The organism is Arcicella rosea, from assembly GCF_014204325.1.
Classification (GTDB): Bacteria; Bacteroidota; Bacteroidia; order Cytophagales; family Spirosomataceae; genus Arcicella; species Arcicella rosea_A.
Genome location: NZ_JACHKT010000008.1, coordinates 112,365 through 128,956, shown reverse-complemented (window position 1 = coordinate 128,956; position 16,592 = coordinate 112,365). Strand labels below are relative to the sequence as shown.

Sequence of the window (16,592 nt, the reverse complement as noted above, 5' to 3'; positions counted from 1 at the left end):
TTAGAACAGAATTGGAAAATTCTGTTAAAACATAAAAAACTTAAATTTGAATCACATGAAGTTCAAAGGTTTGCTTTCAAGAATTAAATATGTGACAGCCCCATTGTTGTTAATAATCGCTGTCCATTCGGTTCGAGCCCAGCAAGAGGTTCAATATTCTCAGTATATGTTTAATATGCTACCTTTGAACCCTGCTTATGCTGGAAGCCGTGATGTACTTAGTGCAACCGTTGTACACAGACAGCAATGGATTAATATTACAGGGGCTCCTACAACTCAGTCTTTTTCAATAGATAGTCCAATCAATGGTGAAAAAGTTGGCGTTGGTTTTCAAGCCTACAATGATAAAATCGGGGATTACCGAAATGTTGGAATGTATGGTTCTTATGCCTACAGAGTGAAAGTGACACAAAGAGCTACTTTGGCGATGGGAATTCAGGCTGGAGCAACAAGTATTTCTGGAAATTTAACACAAACCTTAGTGACTCAAACAGGTGACCAAGCTTTTACTTATTCATTTAACAAATGGCTTCCAAATTTTGGAGCTGGAGTATTTTTAAGTGATGACCGAGGTTACATTGGTTTTTCATGCCCTAGTTTGATGAGAAATAAGTTGACAAGTACCCAAACTGGTACAGCCACCGATTCAGCATCTCGTCAGGAACGTCATTATTTTGTGATGTTAGGTTATGTGTTTCCATTAGGAAGTTCGTTTACTTTAAAGCCATCTTTTTTGTCAAAAGTTACTCGTGATGCAGCCTCTTTTGATTTGAACATGAACCTTTGGTATAACGATAGAATATCCTTAGGTTGTTCTTGGAGAACCAATAATTTGAAATTCTCTTCGCCCTTTACCAACCAAAATGGCGATGCAATTATTGGAATGTTAGAAGTACAAGCTACCGATCAAATTCGTTTTGGTTATGCTTATGATTATGCAATTAATGGTTTGAAAAGCTTACAAAAAGGTTCACATGAATTTATGCTTCGTTATGAATTCGGTTATCGTAAAACTAAAATTCTTACACCACGTTATTTTTAATAAATCAACTTTGAATGAGTTGAAAGCTCAAAAACAAGTAGAAACCTTCTAGTAATTACCATAGCTAGTAAAATATTTAAAACGATGATTAATTTGAATAAAATTATACTCACTTTCTGTATGGTGTTGCTTGCAACAGCATGTACGATTGCTCAGACATTAAAAGATGCGGAGTATCATTTCAAGCAGATGAGTTACCTAAATGCTTCTGAATTGTTTGAACAGGTGCTAAAAGGTAAACTGTCGGATGCAGACCGACAGGCTGCCATGATAAAATTGGCTTATTCATATAGACAAATGCGTGATTCACAAAATGCTGAAAGGGTTTATCATGAACTATTGTCGAAAGGAACAGCGTTCTCAGGAGCTGATGCTAAAGTATATTTATACTATGCCCAAGCTTTAGCTTCTAATGGAAAATACAAGGAAGCACAAGATATTTATGAGCAATATTCAAAAGTAGAAATCGCAGATAAAAGAAGTGGAGGTTTCCAGAAATTATATAAAAATGTTGATGTTTTAAACAGAAATGCTACTTGTTATAAAGTAGATTATTTGTCAATCAATACAGATCATGCCGATTTCAGCCCGATGTATTACAAAAATGGTTTGGTTTTTAACTCAAGTAGAGTGAATGAAATTGGGTTAAAAAGAATGTTTGCTTGGGATAATTCACATTTCTTAGATATGTATTATTTAAGTGATATTAACCAATTGACAGCGACAACACCTGCTGGATTGGGAAGTTCAGCAGATGATAAATTGAAAATTGGGAAAAAAGGAAAAGCTGTTGGTGAAGATGTATATACTCCTCCAACTGCCAATGATACTCGAACAATCGGAACATTCAGTGGGTCGAATATCTATCGAAATTTCGTAGAAACACCAGGTGTAAAAACGGAAAGTTTTAGCAAAAGCTTAAATACCAAATATCATGAAGGACCAATGACTTTTACCAGTGATGGCAAAAGAGTAATTTTTACCAGAAATAATTACAATAACGGTAAATATAAAACTTCAACAGATAAGATTAATAAATTGAAAATTTATACCGCCGAAGAAAAAAGCGGAGAATGGGTAAATATCAAAGAAATTCCATTTGATAATAACGATTATTCAACAGGACATCCGTCACTTACGAAAGATAATAAATTGATGTATTTTGTTTCGGATATGCCAGGAGGTTATGGCGGAACAGATATTTATGTTTGCGAATACAACGATGGAAAATTTGGAAAACCTATTAATATGGGACCAACCATCAATACTTTTGGTAATGAAATGTTCCCTTTTGTGGATGAAAGAGGTAATTTGTATTTTTCTTCTGATGGGCATCCCGGACTAGGTGATTTGGATATTTTTTATGTAAAACTTTCAGGTACGAAAGTTTTAAGTACTGTTTCAAACATGGGAACGCCTATCAATTCAAGTAAAGATGATTTTGGATTGATTACTGATGGCGAACGAAAAGCAGGCTATTTTTCTTCAAACCGTAAACGTGGAGGAACTGATGACGATATTTACCGTTTTACCCGTGAATGTGATGAAAAACCAGAATGCCAAGAATTGCAAGTAATTGTGTATGATGCCGATTCAAAAATGCCATTAGATAATACTGACGTTGCCGTTGTGGAAAATGGTAAAACAGTGATGAAAAAGACAGATTCAAATGGTTCGTTCAGAATGTGTATTGATTTGAAAAAAGAATTTGCTTTTAATGCAAGTAGAGATAGTTATTTGCCAAACAGTGTTTCGTTCACAAGTACTGAAAGTAATATGTTGAAAGCATTAGAAATCCCCTTGATGCGAGTAACGATGAATGACAGCACAGACGTTGCAATAGCTAAAAACACTTCTCCGTGTTTAGCAACTAAAATTGTGAAAGGAAGAGTGACTGTTACGAAAGATAAATCGTCATTAGGTGGTGTAAAAGTGACACTTACCAACGAATGTGACGGAACGATTCAGACCGTGGTGACTGGACCAAACGGACGTTATCAGTTTGAAATTTGTGAAGGATGCGAATATACAATAGATGCTACTAAAGATAATTTTGCTTCAAAAGGAAATAAAATTGAAAAATTAGGAAAAGACGACCCACAAGAAATCAATACTAATTTAACGATGTTTGAAGAAGGCGATGTCATTGCAATCGACAATATTTATTACAACTATACGAAGTATAATATTCGCCCTGATGCAGCTGCCGAATTGAATAAATTGTTGTTATTAATGCGCCGTTATCCGAATATGAGAATTGAAGTTCGTTCCCATACCGATAGCCGAGCAACAACAGAATTCAACCAAACGCTTTCTGAAAATCGTTCAGCTTCTGTCGTTCAATATTTGGTAAAAAGAGGCATTGCAGCCAACCGATTTGAAACATCAGGTTATGGCGAAACGCAATTATTAAACGAATGTGCCGACGGAATAGAATGTACCGAAGAACAACATCAAACTAACAGACGTTCGGAGTTTAAGATTATTCAGTTAAAATAAGTAGAATATAATCAAAAAAGGCTAATCAGAATATCTGGTTAGCCTTTTTTGATTATAATTATTTGAATACTATTTCAATATTCTTGGCAAAATAATGTTTACTTCAAAAACACTATTTGTACATTTTACTTCAAATTGTCCGCCAATACTTTTAACCCATTCATTTACGATATACAAACCTAAGCCTGTTCCATTCATATCTTTGGTATTATGAGCTTGATAAAATGGTTTGATTGCCTGTGTATCCATTTGATAAATACCCAGAAAGTGATTTTTTAAATTCAAAATTAATACTGTATCAGTACTAAGTATTTCAGAGTAAATCCTATAATCTACATCTGCAAATTGAATAATATTTTGATACAATTCTGAAAGTATGTTTTCAAGAAAGATACTGTCGTAATCCTCTAATGGTAAAGCTTTATGATTAGTAATCAGATGAAAATCAATAGATTTACTTTTCTTGAGTTGGTTGAATAATTTACTTTCAAGTTTTACAATATCTACTTGTTCTTTAGCGGCATGTTTCCAAGGATTTATCCCGCTAATTAGCTGATTGTACCAAAGTAATTTTCTGGTAATTCTGAGCATCCTATTGCCTGAAATCCTAATGCCATCAATCAGAACTTGAAGCTCGTTAATATCTAATAAATCAGAATTGTCAATATGTTCCGACATCAAATCTGTGAAATTGACGATGCCGTTTAGCGGAGTAAGGTATTCATGATTGGAGATACTTAGAAAAATATCAGTAGCATTTTTTCTGATTTCAACATCAGCAGAAGCTTTTTTTAGAGAACCGATTTTTAACCTTGAATTAATTGTCTCTACTAAATCTTTGGTAGTAAATGGTTTAGTCAGGAAATCATCAGCACCCAGATTCATCCCTTTTCTTTTATCAGATATATCTACTCTTGCTGAAAGAAAAATAAATGGAAGATTGACCAATCCTTTTTCATAACGGATGATTCTTAAAATCTCATAACCATCCATTTCGTCAAGCATTATATCACAAATTACAATATCAGGCTGAATATCCTCAATTAATTGTATCCCGATTGCTCCTTCTTCTGCAACAAAGCAACTAAATCCACTAATTTCTAAAATTGTTTTTGTATTATCTGCAAGTAGAAAATCATCTTCTATCAATACGATTTTAGTCATAATTGTTTTTTAGAATATTGTTAATCATAAATCAAAAATGGAGTCTTTTTTATTTGAAAAAAACCTTTTTGATGTAGAAGAACATCAATTATTGATTAAAGAACCGAGTTGAAGTTGTTAGTTGCAAGAAGAAGGGCTTCTTGCAACCTGTTTTTACTGACAGGTTTTTCAAGATAAGCCGCAGTTTTTAAAGTAATTCCAGCTAGGTTACATAATTCATCGAAACTACTTTGACTGGCAGCCGACACAATGATAATTTCAACTTGTTTATCAGAAAATTCTTCTGGATTACATTCTAAGTAGAATAGGAATTCGTAACCATCCATTACTGGCATATTTAAATCTAATAAAACAATGATTTTTTTTTCAGTAGATTGTTTTATCCATGCTATAGCCTCTTGACCATCGGTGGTTTCGCTGTAAGATATATTAAAGGATTGAAGCGAACGAGACAGTAAAATTCTGTTAAGATGCTCGTCATCTACAATTAAAGTCTGGGGAATGTTATTCATTTCTTTTCAAAATTTTATTAATAGAAATCAAATTCTCTTTCAATAATATTAAAGAGACTGAGTTATTAATTTAATACTACGTATAAATCTTAATAACTAAATTTGTTCTATTTACCGATTGAAATTGTGTTAGGGAACCGGTTGATTTATAATAAGTTTAATAATGGAGTTCTTTTCAATGTTATAAATACTCCTCAAGCAATTGAAGTAATATTTATAGTTTAACCAATAATTTATAAATTAATACAAAGGTATATTTTAAGTATTTTCTGATAATTATTATAAAATACGCTTTTGGCTAAATTACTTATTTATTCATTAATAACAAAAATTATAAATGCTCTTTTTTGATTGTTGGTGCTTTTTTAATTTGACATTTGTTTTAGGCATTTTTATTATAAATAGCTGAAATGAAGGATGAATGTTGAACCTTCGTTTTCTTTGCTTTCAAAGTGGAGTTTTCCTCCATTCAATTTTACAAGATTCTTTGCAATTACTAAGCCCAAACCTGTTCCTTCAATTCGTCCAACATTGCTGGCTCTGTAAAATGAATTAAAGATTTTATTATTTACTTCGGTTGGAATCCCAATACCGAAATCTTGAACGGTGATTTCAAAGTAATCTTGATAAAATGATAAACGAAGAATTGGATTAGGGCGAAGCCTAGAATATTTAAAAGCGTTTGATAATAGATTATCAAGAATGAGATTCAGATGAAGTGGGTCTATTTCAGCTATAATTGGATGACCACTGATGATGAAATCTATAGTACGACCGTCCTTTTGCAGAGCGTTTTGTCCTTCAAAGCTAGTTTTTACTAGTTCTATAACATTTACACGTTTTTTGTTACAACTTAAATTGTTTGATTCAATCTTTCCAACAATCAAAATCTCATTCATCAAGCTCGTAATTCTATCAATTTGGCTACCGATGATATTTACATGTTTGGTGATATGAGGATGTTGTTCTTTGTCAATCAACTGAATAATCTCAGTACTTGAGCGAATCGTTGAAAGTGGCGTTCTGAACTCATGCGATGCAACGTTTACAAAAAGCGATTTTAAATCGTTCAATTCTTTTTCTTTTTGCAAAGAAGTCATCAAAATTTCTTCAGCACGTTTTCTTTCGTTGATTTCCCTTGAAGAAGTAATTATACGATGAGTGATGTCGTAATCATCAAAAAAAACTTTAGAGTTTGTTTCTAGCCAAATATACTCGTTGTAGGCGTTTCTGAAACGATAACTTATATAAGATGAAGTAGTACCAGCAAAAGGAAGTTGTTCTTTATCAACCAGTTTTAAATCGTCGGGATGATAATAATCCGATAGTTTTTTCCCAAGTAAGTCTTGTGGTTCATAGCCTGCAATTTGCTTGATAGATGGCGAAATGTACAACAAAGTGCCTTCTAAATCATGAATGCAAATTAAATCTTTAACATTGTTTGAGAGTAATTCGTAAATATGAGCATTTTCCTTTTGTCGGGTAATGTCTCTGAGCGTACCTGTAGCACCAATTACATAGCCTGTTGGGTCAGTAATGAAAGTTACAGAGGCTTTAATCCATTTGATTTCGCCTGTTTTGGTGATAAATCGTGCAAGATGTTTGCTAGTAGGTTTCTTTTCACGGATGAGAGCATCAAAAAGTTGTTCTTTTTGGGCAGCATCTTCTGGGTGCATAAATTCGTAAAAAGGCTTTCCGAGTGATTCTTCATTGCTATAACCTAGAATTTTTGTCCATGAATTATTTAGAAAAGTCCACTGCCAATTCTGATTTGTTTTGAATATAATATCACTAATGAGATTGATTACTTCATGATATTGACTTTCTGAATAAAGACTGTTTTCAGTGATAAACTTATTAGCATCAGCAGATAAGTCAAATTGCACTAAAATCATTGAGACTTCGCCATTTTCGTCATTAATTGGCGTAAACTTATGTCTTATTTCTTCTAGTTCAATACTTAATTCACGTCCTTCAAAAGCGTTTTGATAACTTTGTGCTAAAGCAATAAAAAACTGTTTTTGCGATGTTATTACTTTGCTAATTTCATTTATTTGTGGGCGTTCGTTGAAACTAAATACATAATTTTTGATGTATGTTTCATTAAAATACACGAAACGGAATTCTTTATCTAAAATGTAAACATTGCCTTCTATTGAATTCAATATTACTTCCGAGAGATAATTAATTGAGGAAGATTTCATCTGGTAAATGGCGGTTTTAATTTTTCAAAAATGATGATAACTCACTACTCAATTGGACGGTTACTTCTATCAAGATAAAACGAAATAAGCATTCATTTTTAACGAAAAAACACTAAACATTTTATCAATTATACAATCAACAAATACAATTGTTAATTGTATAATTTTATTTTTGGCAGTTGTACTTAATACTTTCAAAAGGCTAGTTTAATATTGTGCGGGATTAAAATAGCTTTATCTATTACGCATGATGTTACTCCGAAATCAAAAAGATTTCTTATTCAACAATGTAGATTAAAGTAATTTGAAAAAGGGAAATAAATTTATTGTAGAGCCTGTAAGAGGAATTGCGAATTCAAATTTACAAATTGGACTTAATTTACCCAATTGTTATTATATAATTAAATAATGGTTTTTTCTGACAAAGACATCATCTACGAAAGATACTCTATATTCAGCTAAAAATTTGCTACTTTTTTGAGAATAATCTGTAGATATGACATAAGCATCCGAAATTTTGGCATTATCAAATTGAGAATAACCATTTTGACGTACTTTGGATGATTTCAACATCAATTCGATTTCTTAAAATATCACTTTTTGTTAATTTTTTTACCTCGTTTATCTACGATAAAAATAAATTTTCAAAATGTGTCTTTGAATTTTAGATAATCATTTCTCTGCACGACATTTTTATGTGTTGAGTAAAGTTCTTTGTATCAGAAGCTTTGAAGGCCTTTAATGAACAGTATTTCGTTAAATTGAAGCTATAATGCGAGGGAATTACTTGTGATTTGTCAATGATAGGTTCGTTTAAAATTTTCATTGAAATTGGAAAACAAAATATGACAAAAAAAATACTGGTGATAAGTTGCATAAGGGCTTAATTAATATAAAATTGACTAAAATGTTTGTGTGTTAAGATACATAATCTTACAGATTCTTTAAAATTAGCTATTTAAACTACATTCTTTGTAATGCCTTATACTAATTAACCCAATGATATTTATTTTGTAATATTTTGATAACTAATACTTATTCAAATTTTATTGATGGCATGAAAAAACTCATTATTTTACTGATTTTTATTGGTGCTAATTTTTGTTCAGTAGCTCAGGATGTTAAGGTTGAAAATACAGCTTATCAGCTTTTGTTAAAAACCTTACTTTCGCATAGCGTTCCCGAAATTTCTGTTAGTGATTTGAGTAAGAAAAATAACACAGTCCTTTTATTGGACGCTCGTGAACCCAAAGAATATCAAATCAGTCATTTGAAGGGTGCCAAACTTGTAGGTTATGAAAAATTAGATTTATCATCTTTAAAAAACATTGCTAAAAATCAGCCAATTGTAGTATATTGCTCGGTGGGTTATAGAAGTGAAAAGGTAGCTGAAAAACTAATTCAACAAGGTTTTACCAATGTTCGTAATTTGTACGGTGGTTTGTTTGAATGGAAAAACCAAAATCAACCTATCGTTAACGAAGCTGGACAAACAGATGAGGTTCATGCTTACGATAAAACATGGGGAATATGGCTTAAAAAAGGAAAAAAAGTATATTAGTGTTGGTAGCTTGAAACATTAATTACAGATAATTTGTATTCATAAACAAGTAATTTATTCATTCATTCATTAAACTTTTATAAAAATGACTTCTTTAGAAATTGTAAAACAATACTACGCTTGTTTTAACAACAAAGATTGGGCTGGAATGTTAGCACTTTTACACCCAGAAGTACGCCATGAACCTAACCAAGGCGAGCCAAGAATCGGCATTGAACTATTCACAGAATTTTTGAAACACATGGATGAGTCTTACGAAGAAACTTTGATGGATATGTTTTTCTTTGCTGAACCAACTGACGAACGTGTGGCTGTTGAGTTTGTGGTGAACGGAATTTATAAAAAAGGCGAAGAAGGATTGCCAGAAGCCCACAATCAAACTTATATTTTACCAGCAGCAGCTTTTTTGGGTTTGAAAGATGGTAAAATCAGTCGAGTAACTACTTATTATAATCTTCCATTGTGGATTCAATTAGTTTCTGAATAAAGTAAAATTGTATGCAAACACTTTCATTTATTCAAAAAAAAGGAGCAGAAATCACAACTATTTTTGAAGATTTAGCGAATTTGAGAATTACCGTTTTTCGTGACTTTCCTTACCTTTACGAAGGTTCGGTAGCTTATGAAATGGAGTATTTGAAAATATATGCTCAAGCTGAAAAAGCATTACTTTTCGCTGTTTACGATGGTTCAAAAATGGTGGGTGCTACCACTTGTATTCCGCTGATAAACGAAGCACCAGAAGTACATTTGCCTTTTGAAAAAGTAGGTTTAGCGATAGATTCAATCTTTTATTTTGGTGAAAGTATTCTATTGAAAGAATACAGAGGTTTAGGTTTGGGGCATCGCTTTTTTGATGAACGTGAAGCCCATGCTCGAAGCTTTGGTACTTTTAAAACTACTTGTTTTTGTGCAGTTGACCGTGGCGAAAATCATCCTTTACAACCTGAAAACTATCGTCCAAATGATGCTTTTTGGTTGAAAAGAGGCTATCAAAAGGATTTTTCTTTACAGAGTACTTTTGAATGGCCAGATATTAATGAAAGCGTTTCAACACCCAAGACGATGATTTATTGGAAACGGGATTTATAAATTAACATCTATGAAGGTTACTTTTGCTTCAGCACAATATCCAATTAGCCAACATGCCAGCCTAGAAGATTGGCGTAAACATACTGAAAATTGGGTTTTGAATGCTGTTCAACAAAAAGCACAATTATTACTTTTTCCAGAATATGGCTCAATGGAATTAGTAAGTATTTTTGCTGAAGAAATTCAAGCGAATATTCATCAGCAAGTAAGAGAATTACAAAATTTGAAAGAAGAGTTCTGTGATTTTTTTGCGAGTTTAGCCATTCAACATCAAGTAATCATTGTAGCACCGAGTTTTCCAGTACTTGAAAATTCAAAGATATTTAATCGTGCTTTTGTGTTTTCGCCAAAAGGTTTGATTGGTTTTCAAGATAAATTTTTCATGACTCGTTTTGAAAATGAAGAATGGGGGATTGATGCCGCCGAACCTAAAATCCTAACACTTTTTGAAGCTGAATGGGGTTCATTTGGGATTCAGATTTGCTATGATGTAGAATTTGCTTTGGGCTCTCAGCTACTTGCTCAGGCTGGTGCTTCTTTAATTCTAGCACCCAGTTGTACAGAAACCATTCGTGGTGCTACTCGTGTGCATGTTGGAGCGAGAGCTAGGGCTTTGGAAAATCAGGCTTTTACCATTGTTTCGCAAACAGTTGGCAATGCAGTTTGGTCGCCAGCGGTGGATATTAACTACGGTTTTGCGGGATTTTATACCACGCCCGACAAAGAAATGCCCGAAGAAGGAATTATTTCAACCAAAAAACCACAAGAAATTGGCTGGTTGATTGAAACTTTAGATTTTTCTGCCATCGAAAAAGTAAGAAATGATGGACAAGTATTTAATTATAAAGACCACCAGCGTTTAGCCGTTGGTTTTATTAATGATGAGATTGAGGTGATAAAGAAAAGAGTGTAAAGTTTGTATTTAAAACTAGATGATGTACAGCAAGCCTTTTATTTGTGTAATCTTTTTTTTGTTTTTCTACTTGAAAAATATGCCAAAAAACGTTGCTCAAATTAGGGTCAATGAGCTTGAAACCATCTCAACGAAAGATGGTTTACCAACCAACGAAGTATATCATTTAACGAAAGACAAAAAAGGTTTTTTGTGGCTGGCTACCAGAAAAGGATTATTTCGCTATGATGGTTATGAGTTTTTGAGTATTGGACCAAAAGCTTTTGCCGAAAAAATCAGCTTACTTGATGACCAGCATTTGATTGTCTCGCTTTCATCAACTGGTATTTTCAATATTAATACTGAAACACTCACAGCTACCGAAATTGCTTCTCCCAAATGGTCGGATGATAATCCTGATAATGACCATTTCAATAATGTTTTTGTAGATGCTAAAAAGAGAATTTGGTGTGGTGATTTTCATCACGCCAAATTTTATGACGAAAAAAACAAACGTTGGCATTTATTCAGACTTTTCACCAATACTGCTGAGGATGTTACTTCTATCCGTTTTTTTCAAGATAGCCAACAAAAAGTATGGATTTTGGCATTGAATAAGCTTTATTTTTTTGATGAAAAACGTAGAAAACCTGTACTTTTTAAAACCTTTTCTAAGTCAATTACTTTAAGAACAATTGCAGAAAATGGGAATACTTTTTACTTAGGTACTTTGCAAAAAAAGCTTATTGCTCTGAATATCAACACGAAAAGTATTCGTGAGTATCATGAAGGATTAAACGATACCGAAATCAATGATGTACTTTTTTATAAAGATTTAGGTTTACAGAAGTGTTTGGTGGCTACTTCGGGTGGTTTATATACTTTTGATATTTTTAGCCAAAAATTTTCTCATATTGACCAATTTAGTCAGATAAAACCACGATTTACGGCTCTTTATTTAGATAATCAATTACAAAAAATCTGGATTGCTAGTGACGCTGGCTTATTGAAATATCAGAATGGAAAAAAAAGTTGTGAAACAATTTTCATTCCTCCTTCAGTAGCACAGTTACCAGTAACGATTAATGCTTTTTTGAAACCAAATCGCAATGAAATCTATTTGGGTTTGTCGCATTCGGGGATTTTGAAGTATCATCAACAAAATGGTACGTTCACGAAATTTGATTTGCCTTCAGATATTTCCGTCAATAAAATGGCAATAACGCATGAAGGTGACTTATTGCTTGCCACCACAAAAGGCATATATCAATTGCCGAAAAATGGGAAAGCGTTGAACCGAATTTTTCCTTCAATTTCTTCCAACGTTAAGGTTATTTGTATTGATAGCAAGAATCAGGTTTGGTTAAGCTCAGAATATCAGCCTATCCAAGTATTTTCTTATCCAAAACAACAAACGTTGAAGTTATGGAGCGATAAAGTGAAGAAGGAGTTTTGGACAAAAAGTCTTGTCAATGATATGTTGCTATCCGATGATGGAAAAGTCTGGTTAGCTTCTTGGTATTCTCCTGGTTTCGGCATCTGTTATTTTGATGAAAAGAAACAAGAATTTATACAAGTGGCTGATTTAAAGCAGAATATTAAAAGACATAATCAGTTTATTGGAGATTACTTTTTGGCATTGGCTAATCGGAATCATCAAATATTTGCTTCAGGCTACGGTGGTTTTAATGTGTTGGATAAAGAAGGAAAAATTTTGTCGGAATTAGAAGTCAACAAAGCAAAAGATAATTTTCCTGATGATTATTTTGCCAAAATAGATGTTGACCGCCAAGGAAGTATTTGGGTCGGCACTTTTGATGGTTTACTTCGTTTTAGTCCAGATTTTAAACAATATGCGAAATTTATCGAAGAAGATGGTTTAATCAGTAATAATACTAGCAATGGTTTTTTGTTAGATGAAGAAAGTAAAATATGGATAGGGCAGAAGAACGGCATGAATATTTTAAAAATTAATGAACTTGCCAAAAGCGAAGAGCCAGCCGTATTCCTGAGTACTTTTGAAACACTGGGTGGGACAAAGATTTCAAATCAATCAGCTTTAGTTAAATTGTTGCGTTACCAAAACAATTTAAGTCTGAGTTTTTCACCGTTAAATTTTGCTCCAGCAGCAAAAAATCAATTTCGTTATCGCTTGCTTGGTATTAATCAAAATTGGGTGAACAATGGCACGAATAATCGACTCGTTTTTGTTGATTTACAACCCAATACTTATCAATTAGAAGTTTCAATTGGAACAAATCACGGTGTTTGGAGTAAAAAGCCGTACCTGATTACCTTCACCATTGAGCCAAGCTTTATAGAGACAATTTGGTTTAAGTTATTGATTTTGATGTGTTTGTCGTTAATTGCTTATGTTTTTTATCGCTACAGAATTAATCAAATCTTGAAAATTGAACAACTAAGAACCGAAATTTCAGCAGATTTGCATGATGATGTTGGTGCAACTTTAAGCAGTATTTCTATTCTTTCTACCTTGGTTCAACATCAAGTAAAAGACTCACCAACTGCTCTGAAATACTTGAATACGATTTTGGAAGATACTTCTTCGTTACAAAATAAATTAGAAGAAATTGTTTGGAGTTTGCGTTCCGACCGTGACACTGTCGGGCAATTAACGGCAAGAATCCGAAGAATTGGTGCTGAAATTTTTGAAGCCAAAGGAATTAATTATGAATTTGAAGTAGATGATTCAATCGGTCATTTAAAACTTTCAATGGATTTTAGGAGAAATCTTTTACTGATTGCTAAAGAAGCAGTGAATAATTTAGTCAAGTATTCGGAATGCAAACAAGTGAAAATCTCGATTCTGAAAGTAAAAGGTAACTTGGAATTAATTGTTCAAGATGATGGAAAAGGATTCGAAAATACTAACATAGAGGGTAACGGATTACGAAATATGCGTGCCAGAGCCAGTAAAATGAAAGGTAAACTGACCGTTTACTCAAAAATAGGTGTTGGTACGGAGGTTAAATTAGTGGTTTCTCTCACACAAATAGGGGATTGACTTTGGTGATATTGATGGCGTAATTTGTTTTTATTTTAAACCACAAAATTGATTTACTTTGCGTGAAAAAATATCATCAACCCAAAATACATCAACAATCCTAACTCCTAATTTTAAACAATCTGCCAAGAAAATGCATCAAATCCTGATTTATGAAGACAACGAAAGGCTGAGAAATTCCCTAGAATTACTCCTGAAAGGAATGCCCAATATGAACGTTGTAGGTGGTTTTGGAAATTGTGATAAAGTAATTGAACAAGTAAAAAACCTAAGCCCAACCGTTATTTTAATGGATATTGATATGCCAGGTGAAGGTGGAATTATTGGCGTAGAAAAAGTAAAAAGGCATTTTCCAGAAGTATTTGTACTGATGTTTACTGTTTTTGACGACGACGAGCGACTTATGGCTTGCTTACGTTCGGGAGCAAATGGTTATTTATTAAAGAAAACCTCACCCTTACAAATCATTGATGCCATCGAAAATGTGGCTTCTGGAGGTGCGCCCATGACGCCAGAAATTGCCAGAAGAGTACTAGAAACCTTCAAAGTAGAACGTAAAATTCCTAGCGATTTAGGACTTACGCCTCGTGAAATGCAAGTACTAGAATTGCTGATAAAAGGGCATACTTATAAAATGATTGCTCATGACTTTTCTATTTCTGTTGAAACCGTTCGTTCACACTTAAAAAATATTTATGAAAAAATGCACGTAAATAATGGTAATGAAGCTGTTGCCAAAGCTTTACGAATGCGACTTTTTGAATAAATTCGAGTCACATTTCTCTTTTCTATTCTCCGTTATCCCCCAAAAGTGCTATTGATAGCTTCCTGCTAATTTTTCAATTTTGATGTGTATTGCAGTTGTAAAAACAACGCTTAAACATCAATGGTGATGAAAAAAATATACCTCTTTATTTTTCTGTTTTTCATGCAAAAAGGTTTTTCACAAGACCTTAATAACTTGAAAAATCAAAAACCGATTTCGGTTTCAGGAGGAATTAATGTTAATATTGGTACTTACAACAGTTTATCAGGTGGAAAAACTCGTCTTGATCCTTTCTCGTGGACACTCAGTGCTTCGCCAACGCTTAATCTTTATGGCGTTCAATTACCTTTTTTCTTTTTATTGAACAAACAATCTCGCTCGCTTGCTGGACCATTTCAACAATTTGGCGTAAGTCCAAGCTACAAATGGGCAAAACTTCATTTGGGTTATCGAAACCTGATGTTTTCGCCTTATACTTTGGGCGGAAGGCTTTTTAATGGAGCTGGTTTGGAATTGAATCCGGGCAAACTTCGCTTTGCGGTGATTTATGGACAATTCCAAAAAGCAGAAATGGGCTACCTCAGTGGCAATACCACAACGAATCCAAATTTACCAAACGGAATAACGCCTGCTTATCAACGCAATGGTTTTGCTGCAAAATTGGGTTTTGGCACTACACAAAACCATTTTGATATTACTTTTTTAAAAATTAAAGACGACCAAAAGTCTATTACTTTCCCTGTAGATTTTGGGAAAGTAACTCCAGATGAAAATACAGTACTTGGTATTTCTCAGCAATTTCTTTTCTTTAAACATTTATTCTGGAAAAGTGACATTGGCGTGAGTTTATATACTCGTGATGTGCGTCGAGAAATGGTTGATCAGCAAGATTTAGAAAAGTATTCCTTCATCACTAAAATTGTGGACATCCGAAAAGGTACTTCACTTGGCTGGGCGGGCGAAACTACGGTTGGTTTGCAATTCAATACTTTTAGCATTCAAGGACAATACAAATTGATTTCTGCTGATTATCAGTCGATGGGAGCGTATTTTTTCAATACGGATATGGAAGAATATTCGGGTGCAGCTTCTATTTCTGCTTTACAAGGAAAAGTACAATTATCGGGTACTTATGGTATTCAAAAAGATAATGTCAGTAAACTAAAAGAATACACCACTACACGCAATATTGGTTCTGCCAATTTGAATATTCAGTTTTCTCGAACGCTCGGTTTATCTGTGAATTATTCAAATTATGGTACTTCACAAAACATTCCCAATCAGATTATTGATACCGTAAAAATTTCGCAATTAAACCAAAGTTTGATGATTGCTCCCCGTTGGTTTAAAACTTCTGGAACAGTTTCTCATGCCGTAAACGGTGTACTTTCTTACCAAAATGCCAACGATTTAAACACCATTTCAAAAGTACGCACAGACTTCAACAATATCTTTGGTTCGCTTACTTACAGTTATGGAATGCCTACTCGGAAAATGACTTTTACGCCTGGTTTATTATTCATTCGCAACCTCTTGCCAATTTATAATACTTCGTCGATGGGGCTTTCATTTTCTGCTCAGAAAGGAAGTAAAAAGAATAATTTCAATACTTCGCTTTCGCTGAATTATACCCAAAATGCACAAGATCAAGTAAATACAGGAAGTACTTTCAACGCCCGTTTGAACGGTACTTATCGCCTGACCAAAAAACAACAATTCAATGTAAGTCTTTCAACAATTGTCAATTCCGACAATAAAAACGAACGTAGAAATTTTTCAGAATTATACATGAATGCTGGCTACGGCATTTCATTTTAAAATAATAAACAACGGTA

General features: G+C 33.4%; 13 protein-coding genes. 9 read left to right on the top strand and 4 right to left on the bottom strand.

All coding sequences use genetic code 11. The features are described 5' to 3' along the window. Positions 1-55 precede the first annotated feature (55 nt). Positions 56-1,042, top strand: coding sequence for a PorP/SprF family type IX secretion system membrane protein (locus HNP25_RS07530; protein ID WP_184132756.1), 987 nt, complete (start codon positions 56-58; stop codon positions 1,040-1,042). Between the two features lie 84 nt (positions 1,043-1,126). Beyond that, positions 1,127-3,541 (top strand): OmpA family protein, encoded by a 2,415-nt coding sequence (locus HNP25_RS07525; protein ID WP_184132753.1) that lies wholly within the window; start codon positions 1,127-1,129, stop codon positions 3,539-3,541. 69 nt (positions 3,542-3,610) lie between these two features. Here HNP25_RS07525 and HNP25_RS07520 read toward each other — a convergent pair whose 3' ends face one another. The 4 genes from HNP25_RS07520 to HNP25_RS07505 form a co-directional block, all read right to left on the bottom strand. After that, positions 3,611-4,705 carry an ATP-binding response regulator gene (locus tag HNP25_RS07520; RefSeq protein ID WP_184132750.1) on the bottom strand — a complete coding sequence of 365 codons (1,095 nt, stop codon included), beginning with the start codon at positions 4,703-4,705 and terminating at the stop codon, positions 3,611-3,613. 95 nt (positions 4,706-4,800) lie between these two features. Beyond that, a complete protein-coding gene (locus tag HNP25_RS07515) occupies positions 4,801-5,217 on the bottom strand; it encodes a response regulator (RefSeq protein WP_184132747.1) in 417 nt (138 codons plus the stop codon). 395 nt (positions 5,218-5,612) lie between these two features. After that, positions 5,613-7,421: a PAS domain-containing sensor histidine kinase gene (locus HNP25_RS07510; protein WP_184132745.1), complete on the bottom strand. Its 1,809-nt coding sequence runs from the start codon at positions 7,419-7,421 to the stop codon at positions 5,613-5,615. Between the two features lie 393 nt (positions 7,422-7,814). Then, positions 7,815-7,994, bottom strand: coding sequence for a Ca2+-dependent phosphoinositide-specific phospholipase C (locus tag HNP25_RS07505; RefSeq protein ID WP_184132742.1), 180 nt, complete (start codon positions 7,992-7,994; stop codon positions 7,815-7,817). 484 nt (positions 7,995-8,478) lie between these two features. Here HNP25_RS07505 and HNP25_RS07500 point away from each other — a divergent pair, with 484 nt between their 5' ends. The 7 genes from HNP25_RS07500 (at position 8,479) to HNP25_RS07470 (ending at position 16,575) form a co-directional block, all read left to right on the top strand. Continuing rightward, the gene (locus tag HNP25_RS07500; protein ID WP_184132739.1) at positions 8,479-8,982 is read left to right on the top strand and encodes a rhodanese-like domain-containing protein; all 504 of its coding nucleotides are present in this window, start codon (positions 8,479-8,481) and stop codon (positions 8,980-8,982) included. A gap of 85 nt (positions 8,983-9,067) precedes the next feature. After that, positions 9,068-9,469, top strand: a complete 402-nt coding sequence (locus HNP25_RS07495; protein ID WP_184132736.1) for a nuclear transport factor 2 family protein — start codon at positions 9,068-9,070, stop codon at positions 9,467-9,469. Positions 9,470-9,480: 11 nt separating this feature from the next. Beyond that, positions 9,481-10,074 carry a GNAT family protein gene (locus HNP25_RS07490; protein ID WP_184132733.1) on the top strand — a complete coding sequence of 198 codons (594 nt, stop codon included), beginning with the start codon at positions 9,481-9,483 and terminating at the stop codon, positions 10,072-10,074. A gap of 10 nt (positions 10,075-10,084) precedes the next feature. After that, a complete protein-coding gene (locus HNP25_RS07485; protein ID WP_184132730.1) occupies positions 10,085-10,987 on the top strand; it encodes a carbon-nitrogen hydrolase family protein in 903 nt (300 codons plus the stop codon). A 79-nt stretch (positions 10,988-11,066) separates the two neighbouring features. Continuing rightward, the gene (locus HNP25_RS07480) at positions 11,067-13,991 is read left to right on the top strand and encodes a sensor histidine kinase (RefSeq protein WP_184132727.1); all 2,925 of its coding nucleotides are present in this window, start codon (positions 11,067-11,069) and stop codon (positions 13,989-13,991) included. A gap of 133 nt (positions 13,992-14,124) precedes the next feature. Continuing rightward, positions 14,125-14,757, top strand: a complete 633-nt coding sequence (locus HNP25_RS07475) for a response regulator (protein ID WP_184132724.1) — start codon at positions 14,125-14,127, stop codon at positions 14,755-14,757. Positions 14,758-14,883: 126 nt separating this feature from the next. Beyond that, on the top strand, positions 14,884-16,575 hold the full coding sequence (locus tag HNP25_RS07470; RefSeq protein WP_184132722.1) for a hypothetical protein: 1,692 nt from the start codon (positions 14,884-14,886) through the stop codon (positions 16,573-16,575). Positions 16,576-16,592: the final 17 nt, after the last annotated feature.

What these genes read in the sequence shown, in the direction of transcription:
- HNP25_RS07490 (WP_184132733.1), top strand. Translation starts at nt 9,481, where the DNA reads ATGCAAACACTTTCATTTATTCAAAAAAAAGGAGCAGAAATCACAACT.
- HNP25_RS07480 (WP_184132727.1), top strand. Translation starts at nt 11,067, where the DNA reads ATGCCAAAAAACGTTGCTCAAATTAGGGTCAATGAGCTTGAAACCATC.
- HNP25_RS07500 (WP_184132739.1), top strand. Translation starts at nt 8,479, where the DNA reads ATGAAAAAACTCATTATTTTACTGATTTTTATTGGTGCTAATTTTTGT.
- HNP25_RS07495 (WP_184132736.1), top strand. Translation starts at nt 9,068, where the DNA reads ATGACTTCTTTAGAAATTGTAAAACAATACTACGCTTGTTTTAACAAC.
- HNP25_RS07515 (WP_184132747.1), bottom strand. Translation starts at nt 5,217, where the DNA reads ATGAATAACATTCCCCAGACTTTAATTGTAGATGACGAGCATCTTAAC.
- HNP25_RS07520 (WP_184132750.1), bottom strand. Translation starts at nt 4,705, where the DNA reads ATGACTAAAATCGTATTGATAGAAGATGATTTTCTACTTGCAGATAAT.
- HNP25_RS07485 (WP_184132730.1), top strand. Translation starts at nt 10,085, where the DNA reads ATGAAGGTTACTTTTGCTTCAGCACAATATCCAATTAGCCAACATGCC.
- HNP25_RS07525 (WP_184132753.1), top strand. Translation starts at nt 1,127, where the DNA reads ATGATTAATTTGAATAAAATTATACTCACTTTCTGTATGGTGTTGCTT.
- HNP25_RS07530 (WP_184132756.1), top strand. Translation starts at nt 56, where the DNA reads ATGAAGTTCAAAGGTTTGCTTTCAAGAATTAAATATGTGACAGCCCCA.
- HNP25_RS07470 (WP_184132722.1), top strand. Translation starts at nt 14,884, where the DNA reads ATGAAAAAAATATACCTCTTTATTTTTCTGTTTTTCATGCAAAAAGGT.
- HNP25_RS07475 (WP_184132724.1), top strand. Translation starts at nt 14,125, where the DNA reads ATGCATCAAATCCTGATTTATGAAGACAACGAAAGGCTGAGAAATTCC.
- HNP25_RS07505 (WP_184132742.1), bottom strand. Translation starts at nt 7,994, where the DNA reads ATGTTGAAATCATCCAAAGTACGTCAAAATGGTTATTCTCAATTTGAT.
- HNP25_RS07510 (WP_184132745.1), bottom strand. Translation starts at nt 7,421, where the DNA reads ATGAAATCTTCCTCAATTAATTATCTCTCGGAAGTAATATTGAATTCA.